Origin of the sequence: Streptomyces jumonjinensis (genome assembly GCF_009600885.1) — a bacterium.
In the GTDB taxonomy this organism is placed as follows: domain Bacteria; phylum Actinomycetota; class Actinomycetes; order Streptomycetales; family Streptomycetaceae; genus Streptomyces; species Streptomyces jumonjinensis.
This window is the reverse complement of the sequence record NZ_VCLA01000178.1, coordinates 1-9,786: the sequence shown is the minus strand read 5'-3', so window position 1 is coordinate 9,786 and position 9,786 is coordinate 1. Positions and strand designations below refer to the sequence as shown.

Genomic DNA, 9,786 nt, shown 5'->3' with positions numbered 1-9,786 from the left:
AGCAGGAACCCACCGAGACGGTCACCCGACCGTGGCAGGAATCCCCCTTCCTTAGGAGGGGGAGCGGAAGCCAACCGAAGAGACCCGGCGTACCGTCCCCGAGGGGTGCGAAGAACCGCTCCACCAGCTCGTCGGTCACCCCGGACAGCTCCGGAGGCGACCAGCGCGGGCTGCGGTCCTTGTCGATGATCCGGGCCCGGACGCCCTCGATCAGATCCGGCGCGGCGAGCGCGGCGCACGACACCCGGTACTCCTGCTCCAGCACCGGCTCCAGCGTGCCGAGCGCCCGCGCCCGGCGCAGCGCGGCGAGGGTGACCTTCAGCGAGGTGGGGGACCGGGTGAGGATCGTCACCGCCGCCTCCTTCGCGGCCGGGTCCCCATGGTTCAGGAGCCGCTCCACGATCGTCTCCACGGAGTCGGACGCGTAGCAGGAGTCGATCCACTCCCGGTGCCGGGCGAGTTCACCGGGCGGAGCCGGGTCCGGATACCGCTCCAGCACCTCCGCTGCCCGCGCCCCGGCCAGCGCCCTGATCAGCTCCGGCAGCCGCCCGGAGGGCACGAAGCGGTCGGCCAGACCGCACAGCAGCGCGTCCGCCGCGCCCACCGCGAGCCCGGTGAGCGCCAGATGGACGCCCAGCTCGCCGGGGGCCCGCGCCAGCAGATGCGTGCCGCCGACGTCGGGGACGAAGCCGATGCCCGTCTCCGGCATCGCCACGGCCGAGCGCTCGGTGACGATCCGTACGCTTCCGTGCGCCGACACCCCCACGCCGCCGCCCATGACGATGCCGTCCATCAGCGCGACATACGGCTTGGGGTAGCGGGCGATACGGGCGTTGAGCCGGTACTCGTCCCGCCAGAAGTCCTTCGACGCGTGGCCGCCCGCGACGGCGTCGGCGTGGATGGCGCGGATGTCGCCGCCCGCGCACAGACCGCGCTCCCCGGCCCCGCTGATCACCACGGTCTCGACGCGGTCGTCCGACTCCCATGCGCCGAGCGCCGCGTCGATGGCGAGGACCATGGGGTGGGTGAGGGCGTTGAGAGCGCCGGGGCGGTTGAGGACGATGTGCGCGACGCGGCCCTCGGTACGCAGAACGACGGAGCCGGGCACGGATTCGGACGCGGAATCAGCTGGGGAGTGGGAGTGGGAGTGGGAGTGGGATACGGAGTCGGGCGGGGCGAGGGGCATCGGCGGTTCCTTCCCGGTTGTCGATCTTGGTGAGCGCTCATCCTCGCTCATGGGCGGCGGAGCGGACCGGGGAGCCTCCTCACGACCGTTTTCCGCCGATCGGCCCGGCATCCCTTCCGGGCGGTCCGACCCGTCGGTACGTTCTCGTCCGCTGAGTGATGACCGAGGCGAGGAGAGCTCTCATGTCCACGAGTGGATCCGGTGTCGACGGCATATGCGATGACCGATTCCAGCCGGTCCGCGCCGTCTTCGAGGAGAACTTCCGCGACCGCGGCGAACTGGGCGCGGCGGTCGCGGTGACCGTGGACGGCCGCACCGTGGCCGACCTGTGGGGCGGCTGGGCCGACGGGGCGGGCACCCGGCCCTGGGAGCGCGACACCCTGGTCAACGTCTGGTCCACCGTGAAGGGCGCCACCGCCCTCTGCGCCCATCTGCTCGCCGATCGGGGGCTGCTGGATCTGGACGCTCCCGTCGCCGCCTACTGGCCCGAGTTCGCCGCCCGGGGGAAGGGCGGGATCCTGGTGCACCAGCTGCTCTCGCACCGCGCCGGACTCTCCGGGCTGCGCGAGCCCCACTCCGTCGAGCAGCTCTACGACTGGGAGCTGACCTGCGCCCGCCTCGCGGCCACCGAACCCTGGTGGGAGCCGGGCACCCGCTCCGGCTATCACACGCTGACCTACGGCTTCCTCGTCGGCGAGGTCGTCCGGCGGGTCAGCGGACTGCTTCCGGGGGAGTTCCTGGAGCGGGAGGTGGCCGGGCCGCTCGGCATCGACTTCACCATCGGGCTGCCGAAGGAGCAGTGGGGCCGCGTCGCCGAACTGGTGCATCCGCCGGCCGCCGACAACAGCGAACAGGCGGCGATATTCAGTCAGCTGGAGCCGGTCGCCCTGACGTCGCTGACCAATCCCGTGGTGACCGCGGCGGACGCCAACACCGACGCGTGGCGTGCCGCCCAGATCCCGGCGGCCAACGGGCACGCCACGGCGCGGGGGGTCGCCGCGCTGTACGGGATCATCGCCGGGCGCGGAGCGTTCGAGGGCCGGCGTCTGCTCTCGCCGGAGGCGGTCGAGCGGCTGCGGGAGGGCCAGGGGCGCTGCCGCGATCTGGTGCTGGGCGCGGCGTTCGGGAGGGAGACCGAGATAGCCCTGGGCCTCTGGCTGAGCGGCGAGAACGGCTCGTACGGACCCAACCCGCGGGCCCTGGGCCACGACGGCTTCGGGGGCTCGTTCGGGATGGCCGACCCCGAGGCCGGGGTGAGCATCGGCTATGTGATGAACCGGATGGGTCCCGGGATCGCCGACGACCCACGTAAAAAGGCGTTGGTCGAGGCCGTGTACGCGTCGCTGGGCTGACCGCGCCCCTTCCAGATTCTTGCAACACGTTCTACCGTGCGCGCCTGGGACGGGACGGACCGCGAGACTCTGGAGGGGTCGTGCACCTTGAATACACGCCTGAGCAGCGGCGGTTACGCGCCGAGCTGCGAGCCTACTTCGCCGGGCTCGTGCCGGAGAACGCCTACGCCCGCCACGCCGACCATGCCGGACAGAAGCGCTTCTACCGCGAGACCATCCGCCGTCTCGGCGCGGACGGCTGGCTCGGCGTGGGCTGGCCCGAGGAGTACGGCGGTCGGGGACTGAGCCCGATGGAGCAGTTCGTCTTCTTCGACGAGGCGGCCCAGGCGGGCGTCCCGCTGCCGCTGATGGCGCTCAACACCGTCGGTCCGACGATCATGCGATTCGGAACGGACGAGCAGAAGGCGTACTTCCTGCCGAAGATCCTCTCCGGCGAGATCGACTTCGCCATCGGCTACAGCGAGCCCGGCGCCGGCACCGATCTGGCCGCCCTCACGACCCGGGCCGTACGCGAGGGGGACGTGGAGACCGGCTGGTACACGGTCAACGGCCAGAAGATCTGGACCACCAACGGCGACACCGCCGAATGGGTCTGGCTCGCCGTGCGCACCGACCCGGACGCACCGCCGCACAAGGGCATCACCATGCTGCTGGTGCCGACCTCCGACCCCGGCTACTCCTGCACCCTCATCAACACCCTCGCCTCGCACGCCACCACCGCCAGCTACTACGAGAACATCCGCGTCCCCGCCTCCCGCCGGGTCGGCGCGGAGAACAGCGGCTGGCGGCTGATCACCAATCAGCTCAACCATGAACGCGTCACCCTCGCCGCCCACGGCACCATGGCCATCCGCGCGCTGACCGACGTCCAGCGCTGGGCCGCCGACACCAGGCTCGCCGACGGCCGCCGGGTCATCGACCTGGGCTGGGTACGCGGTCGCCTCGCCCGCGCCCACACCCGGCTGGACGCCATGAAGCTGATGAACTGGCAGATGGTCAGCGCCCTCCAGCAGGGCGCCCTCACCCCCCAGGACGCCTCCGCCGTCAAGGTCTACGGCTCCGAGGCACGCCGCGACGTCTACGCCTGGCTGATGGAGATCACCGGCGCGGCGGGCCCTCTGAAGGAGGGCTCGGCATCGGCGGTCCTCCACGGGGAGCTGGAACGCGGCTACCGCTCAGCCGTGATCTTCACCTTCGGCGGCGGGAACAACGAGATCCAGCGGGAGATCATCTCGTGGATCGGGCTGGGGATGCCGAAGGTGCGACGCTAGCGCTGTGGGAAGGGCTGTAGAAAGGGCTGCGGACAGAGCCCGTCGGCGCTTCGGACCCGGATCGAATCAGGTCGCAGTGTCGCCCATGCGGTCCAACTCCACGCGAAGGGCGACCACTTGCATGTTCAGCGCGAACTCGAAGCGCTCCTCGTAGGTTCCGGCGGCGACGTGTGAAGCGGCCTCGCTCAGTGCCGGGTACTCGGGGTCGTTGAATTCCATCATGTGCTCGGGCGTCTCGGGGGAATGCGCCTGCTGTTCGTGAGTGATGCCCAGGACCAGATAGAAAATGGTCCAGTTCGCCCAAGCCGCGGTCCGGTGCGAGAAACCGGCGTCGAGCAGGGTCTGGATCATCGTGTCGGCGAACCGGTAGGTGTTCGGCTCGGTGGTGGCGAGCCCGGCGAGCAGACGGGCCGCGTCGCGATGCGCGAGGATCGCTCCCCGGCACCAGCGCGCCAGGGCCCGGACCCGGTCCTCCCACGGGCGGGGCAGGGCGGCGACGTCCAGACCCGCGAGGACGGCGTCCGACATCAGTACGAGCAGACGGCGCTTGTTCTCCACGTGCCAGCGAACGGTGTTGTGCTGCACCCCCAGCCGGTCCGCGACGGCACGCATGGTCACCATGTCCAGGCCCTGATGGTCGAGCACTTCCAGCGCCGCGTCGACGACTGCTGCCCGGCTGATGCCCATGGGCGCCACCTCCCTCGTGATGTCTCTTGTCCGGTGGACAATATACGGCGGCATCTCTTGTCCAGTGGACAAGGCTTCGCTATTGTCCACTGGACAAGAGAGAGGAGTCCCCGGTGTTCCTGGATCCTGAGTTCCTCCCCGTCCACGAGGCGTTGCCCGCACTCGACGTGTTCGCCGACATACCGGCGGCACGCGCGGCCGTGAGCGCGGCCAGCGGCGACGGCAGGTCGGACAGCGCGGTCGACGTCGAGGACCGTGTCATTTCCGCGAACGGGCACCCTTTGAGTCTGCGGCTCTACACCCCGGCCTCAAGGAGTGCGGGCCCCCTGCCGGTTGCGGTGTGGACGCACGGCGGCGGGTTCGTGCTGGGCGGCCCCAACGCGGAGGACGCCACGTGCCGGCGGCTCTCCATGGAGCTGGGCATCGCCGTCGTCGCCCCCGACTACCGGCTCGCCCCGGAGAACCCGTACCCCGCCCCCTTCGACGACTGCTACGCCGCGCTGAACTGGGTGGTGGACCAGGCCGACGCCCTGGGTCTCGACGCGTCGCGCCTGGCCGTGGGCGGGCACTCCTCCGGCGCCGCCCTGGCGGCGGCCGTGGCCCTCGCCGCCCGTGACCGCGACGGTCCGCGCATCAGCTACCTCCACCTGGGCTACCCCGTCATCGACGACCGCCTGACGACCGCGTCGGCGCGAGCGGTCACCGACCCCAGGCTCTTCAACCGCCATGGGGCCGAGGCCGGCTGGAGGATGTATCTGCAAGAGGCCGACCCGAGTGCCGGCTATGCCGTTCCGGCCCGCGCCGAGAACCTGCGGGGTCTGCCGCCCGCGTACATCATGGTCGCCGGGGTCGATCCGGCACGGGACGAAGCGCTGGAGTTCGCCGCCCGGCTGAGCGCGGCGGGAAACTCCGTCGAGGTTCACCTCGTACCCGGAGTGCCGCACATGTTCGATGTACTGGCCCCCGCAGTCCGCGTGAGCCGTCGCGCTGTCTCCGCCTGGACGGCGGCGTTCGCCGACGGCGTCGGTGTCGGAGTCGACTGCGAGCGCGGACATGGCTGAGACGATCCGAGCGGACATGTCCGACGGGATCAGAGCCCTGCACGAGATGCGGGTGAGGGTGCGCCAGGTGCGCTGGGAGGCCGCCGGTGTGGTCTCCGTCGAGTTCTCGTCCCCTGACGGGCGACAGCTGCCGCCCTGGCGGCCGGGCGCCCATGTCGAACTCGCGCTGCCGACGGGGATCGTACGGCAGTACTCGCTGTGCGGGTCCCCGCAGGACCGGTCCTCGTACCGCATCGGGGTGCTGCGCGAGCGGGCGAGCCGGGGCGGATCGGAGTACGTGCACGCTTTCCTCCGGCCGGGACAGTGCGTACGGCTGCGCGGACCGCTGGACAACTTCGGATTCAGGCGGGAAAGGGCCTATCTGTTCATCGCGGGCGGCATCGGCATCACCCCCGTCCTGGCCATGGCGGAACAGGCCGCCGCATGGGGCCTGCCGTGGCAGCTCCTCTACGGAGGCCGCACCGCCGATTCGATGGCCTTCCTCGACGAACTGCGCGCCCATCGGAACAACGTGCGGCTCTACCCGAAGGACAGGGCAGGCCGGATACCGCTCGATGAGTGGCTGGAGCGGCCACGCTCCGGAACCGCCGTCTACGCGTGCGGCCCGGAGTCACTGCTGACCGCGATCGAGGAGCGGGCCGCACACTGGGCCCCCGGCTCGGTGCGCCTGGAGCGGTTCAGGCCGCGTCCGAAGCCGACCCGGCCCGACACCGACGTCGAGGTCGTGTGCGAACGGTCGAACCGTACGGTCATCGTCCCCGCAGGCAGGAGCATCCTCAGCGCGTTGGAGGACGAGGGCCTTCCCGTGACCGGCTCCTGTCGCGAGGGCGTCTGCGGCATGTGCCGGACCCGGGTCATCGACGGTGAACCCGACCACCGGGACGACATCCACACCGCCGGTGACGACATGTACATCTGCGTGTCCCGGGCGCGCGGCGGACGTCTCGTCCTCGACGTGTAGAACCCCCTGCGCAGGAGACCGCACACCACTTCCCGGAGGGCCGGTATGAGCCGCCACGAGGACTCCCGTACGACTCCGTCCACCCGTACCGCTGCTGACGACTACCGCCCCATCGCCATGGACCGGGTGCGGGAGATCATCGGACACCCGCCGCCGTTCATCGCGGCCAAGAAGGAATCCCACCTCGGCGAATTCATCATCAGGTTCATCGCGCACAGTACGTTCTTCTGTCTCGCCACGGCGGACGACGCCGGACACCTCGACATCAGCCCCAAGGGCGATCCGCCGGGGGCCGTGCGCGTGCTGGACCCATGGACCCTGGCCCTCCCGGACCGGCCGGGCAACAAGCTCGCGGACACCTTCGAAAACCTCACCCGCAACCCCGCGGTGGGGCTGGTCTTCCTCGTTCCCGGACTGCGGGAAGTCGTACGCGTGAACGGTGACGCGTTCATCAGCGACGATCCGGAGCTGCTGCATATGCTGAGCGCCGACGGAAGACCCGCTGTGCTGGCGACCGTCGTGCGCGTGCGGGAGGTCTTCTCGCAGTGTGGAAAGGCTGTGATCCGCTCACGACTGTGGGAGGGGGATCCACGCCACCTGGCCGAAGCGGTCCTGCTGGGCGGCGGCTTCTACACGATGCACATAGCGGAGAACGCCGCCAAGATGGCCGACAGTCTCGGCGACCAGCTCGGGGAACTCACCACCATCGCCGAGAACCAGTACCGGAACAACCTGTACTGACCCGGTGCCGCGGACTGCCTGTCCCGGACCCGCCTTCCGGCCGTCCGGGCCGGAACCCGCCTCCGCCCGCTCGCACGCTCCGGGGCGTGTCGGCGCGACCGGGGCCGCCGGGGTGGAGAGGATCCGGGGGTGATTCACGCTGTCGTGCACGCGCTGTCGGTCGCCGGGGCCATGGCCTGGGAGATCACCTGGGCGCTGATCCTCGGGTTCGCGCTCTCCGCCGTGGTGCAGTCGGCGGTGCGCAAGGCCACCGTGGTCCGGCTGCTGGGGGACGCCCGGCCGCGTACCCTCGTCGCCGCCGCCGGTCTCGGCGCGGCCTCCTCGTCCTGCTCGTACGCGGCGGTGGCGCTGGCCCGCTCACTGTTCCGGAAGGGCGCCGACTTCACCGCGGCCATGGCCTTCCAGATCGCCTCCACCAATCTGGTCGTCGAACTCGGAGTGATCCTGGCGCTGCTGATGGGCTGGCAGTTCACCGTGGCGGAGTTCGCCGGGGGAGCGGTGATGATCGCCGTGCTCGCGGTGCTCTTCCGGGTGCTGCTGACCGATGGGCGGGTGCGGACCGCGCGACGGCAGGCGGACCGGGGGTTCGCCGGGGCCATGGAGGGCCACGCCGCGATGGACATGTCCGTACGGGGGACGGGCTCCTTCGCCCGGCGGCTGCTCTCGCCCGACGGTTTCACCGCCGTCTCCCGGGTCTTCGTCATGGAGTGGGCGGCGATCATCCGGGATCTGGCGCTGGGGCTGCTGATCGCGGGAGCGATCGCGGCCTGGGTGCCGGACTCCTTCTGGCAGGCGTTCTTCTTCACTGGGCATCCGCTCGCCGAGAAGCTCTGGGGCCCGCTGATCGGGCCGCTGGTGGCGATCGCCTCGTTCGTCTGCTCGATCGGCAATGTGCCGCTGGCGGTGGTGCTGTGGCAGGGCGGGATCAGCTTCGGCGGGGTCGTCGCCTTCATCTTCGCCGATCTGCTGATCCTTCCGATCCTGAACATCTACCGTAAGTACTACGGCGGGCGCATGGCCCTGTTCCTGCTGGGGACCTTCTACGCGGCGGCCGTCATCGCCGGATACGCCGTGGAGTTCGCCTTCGGGGCGCTCGGCCTGATCCCCGACCGCGCCGGGGCCACACTCCCGGCGGGCGGCGTCAGCTGGAACTACACCACCTGGCTCAACATCGTCTTTCTGCTGCTGGCGGCGGTGCTGCTGGTCCGTTTTCTGCGGACGGGCGGGGCCGCGATGCTGCGGATGATGGGCGGCAGCCCGGACGGAGGCGGCCCAGGTCCGGCAGGGGGCGATCCAGGTCCGGCAGGGGGCGGCCCAGGTCCGGCGGGATACGGCCCCGACCCGGCCGGAGGCGCCCCCGGCCCGGCAGAAGACGACCGCCCCCGCCGGGACCCATCGCCCGAGTGACCCAACCGACGGCCCCGCACGAGAGCGCCCGGCCCGTCCGCCTCGACTCCGCCCGGCTGCGCCGACGGCCGCCGCCAGGTCACATCTTGAGAGCGATGGCGTGCCCCGGCCCCGGGGCACGCCCCGGTCCGTACAGACTGAGCGGCCGGAAGGCCATACTGGACCCGCCGGGGAGGGCGGAGCGGAACGACGGGGGCGACAGCACGCGATGGCGCAGACCAGGCTGATCCAGGGCCGGTACCGGCTGCTGGAGGTCATCGGGCGCGGGGGCATGGGCGAAGTGTGGAGCGCCGTGGACGAGTCGCTGGGGCGGCGCGTCGCGGTCAAGTGCCTCAAACCGCCTTCCCCGGAGCACGACGCCTCCTTCACCACGGTGCTGCGCGAACGCTTCCGCCGCGAGGCCCGGGTCGCAGCGGCCCTCCAGCACCGCGGCGTCACCGTCGTCCATGACTTCGGCGAGTACGAGGGCGTGCTCTATCTCGTGATGGAGCTGCTGGAAGGCCGTAACCTCAGCCAGCTCCTGGACGAGAACGACCGGCGTCCGCTGCCCGTGCACGAGGTCGTCGACATCGCCGAACAGGTCGCCGACGCCCTCGCCTACACCCATGAGCGGGGCATCGTCCACCGTGACCTCAAGCCCGCCAACATCATGCGGCTCACCGACGGGACGGTGAAGATCTGCGACTTCGGCATCGCCCGCCTCGGCGAGGACATCAGCGTCTCCGCCAGACTCACCGGTCTCGGCGTCGCCATGGGAACCCCGCACTACATGTCGCCCGAGCAGATCGGCGGCGGTCAGGTGGACCACCGCAGCGATCTCTACTCGCTGGGGTGTGTGCTGTACGAGATCGCCACGGGCGTGCCGCCGTTCGACCACGAGGACGCCTGGGCCGTGCTCGTCGGGCATCGCGACACCCCTCCGCAGCCGCTGCACACCCACCGGGACGGCATCCCCGACCACTTCCAGCGGGTCGTGCTCGATCTGCTGGCCAAGACGCCCGAAGGGCGGCCCGCCGACGCGAAGGACCTGTGGCGCAGGGTCGCGCGGGGCGGTCGAGGCCGCCGCGCCCCGGTCCCCGGGGCGCCGCCCGCCGGGCCGCTGCCGTCCTGGACCCGGGGG

General features: G+C 70.9%; 9 protein-coding genes. 7 read left to right on the top strand and 2 right to left on the bottom strand.

Annotated features, from left to right (window positions below; all coding sequences use genetic code 11):
* The coding region (locus FF041_RS27120) for an enoyl-CoA hydratase/isomerase family protein (protein WP_323392841.1) at window positions 1-1,108 on the bottom strand (1,108 nt) is incomplete at its 3' end.
* A gap of 260 nt (window positions 1,109-1,368) precedes the next feature.
* Between FF041_RS27120 and FF041_RS27115 the strand changes: the two genes are divergently transcribed.
* Window positions 1,369-2,538 carry a serine hydrolase domain-containing protein gene (locus FF041_RS27115; protein WP_153525282.1) on the top strand — a complete coding sequence of 390 codons (1,170 nt, stop codon included), beginning with the start codon at window positions 1,369-1,371 and terminating at the stop codon, window positions 2,536-2,538.
* Window positions 2,539-2,618: 80 nt separating this feature from the next.
* Window positions 2,619-3,809 carry an acyl-CoA dehydrogenase family protein gene (locus FF041_RS27110; RefSeq protein ID WP_323392839.1) on the top strand — a complete coding sequence of 397 codons (1,191 nt, stop codon included), beginning with the start codon at window positions 2,619-2,621 and terminating at the stop codon, window positions 3,807-3,809.
* 66 nt (window positions 3,810-3,875) lie between these two features.
* Here FF041_RS27110 and FF041_RS27105 read toward each other — a convergent pair whose 3' ends face one another.
* The gene (locus tag FF041_RS27105; RefSeq protein WP_153525280.1) at window positions 3,876-4,496 is read right to left on the bottom strand and encodes a TetR/AcrR family transcriptional regulator C-terminal domain-containing protein; all 621 of its coding nucleotides are present in this window, start codon (window positions 4,494-4,496) and stop codon (window positions 3,876-3,878) included.
* 113 nt (window positions 4,497-4,609) lie between these two features.
* Here FF041_RS27105 and FF041_RS27100 point away from each other — a divergent pair, with 113 nt between their 5' ends.
* The 5 genes from FF041_RS27100 to FF041_RS27080 form a co-directional block, all read left to right on the top strand.
* Window positions 4,610-5,557, top strand: coding sequence for an alpha/beta hydrolase (locus FF041_RS27100; RefSeq protein WP_323392838.1), 948 nt, complete (start codon window positions 4,610-4,612; stop codon window positions 5,555-5,557).
* Window positions 5,550-6,518, top strand: a complete 969-nt coding sequence (locus FF041_RS27095; protein ID WP_228388652.1) for a PDR/VanB family oxidoreductase — start codon at window positions 5,550-5,552, stop codon at window positions 6,516-6,518. Before FF041_RS27100 ends, FF041_RS27095 begins: the two co-directional genes overlap by 8 nt.
* A gap of 45 nt (window positions 6,519-6,563) precedes the next feature.
* A complete protein-coding gene (locus tag FF041_RS27090) occupies window positions 6,564-7,259 on the top strand; it encodes an MSMEG_1061 family FMN-dependent PPOX-type flavoprotein (protein ID WP_153525279.1) in 696 nt (231 codons plus the stop codon).
* A gap of 132 nt (window positions 7,260-7,391) precedes the next feature.
* Window positions 7,392-8,666: a permease gene (locus FF041_RS27085; RefSeq protein ID WP_323392870.1), complete on the top strand. Its 1,275-nt coding sequence runs from the start codon at window positions 7,392-7,394 to the stop codon at window positions 8,664-8,666.
* A 208-nt stretch (window positions 8,667-8,874) separates the two neighbouring features.
* A partial coding sequence (locus FF041_RS27080) for a serine/threonine-protein kinase (RefSeq protein WP_153525278.1) occupies window positions 8,875-9,786 on the top strand: 912 nt, incomplete at its 3' end.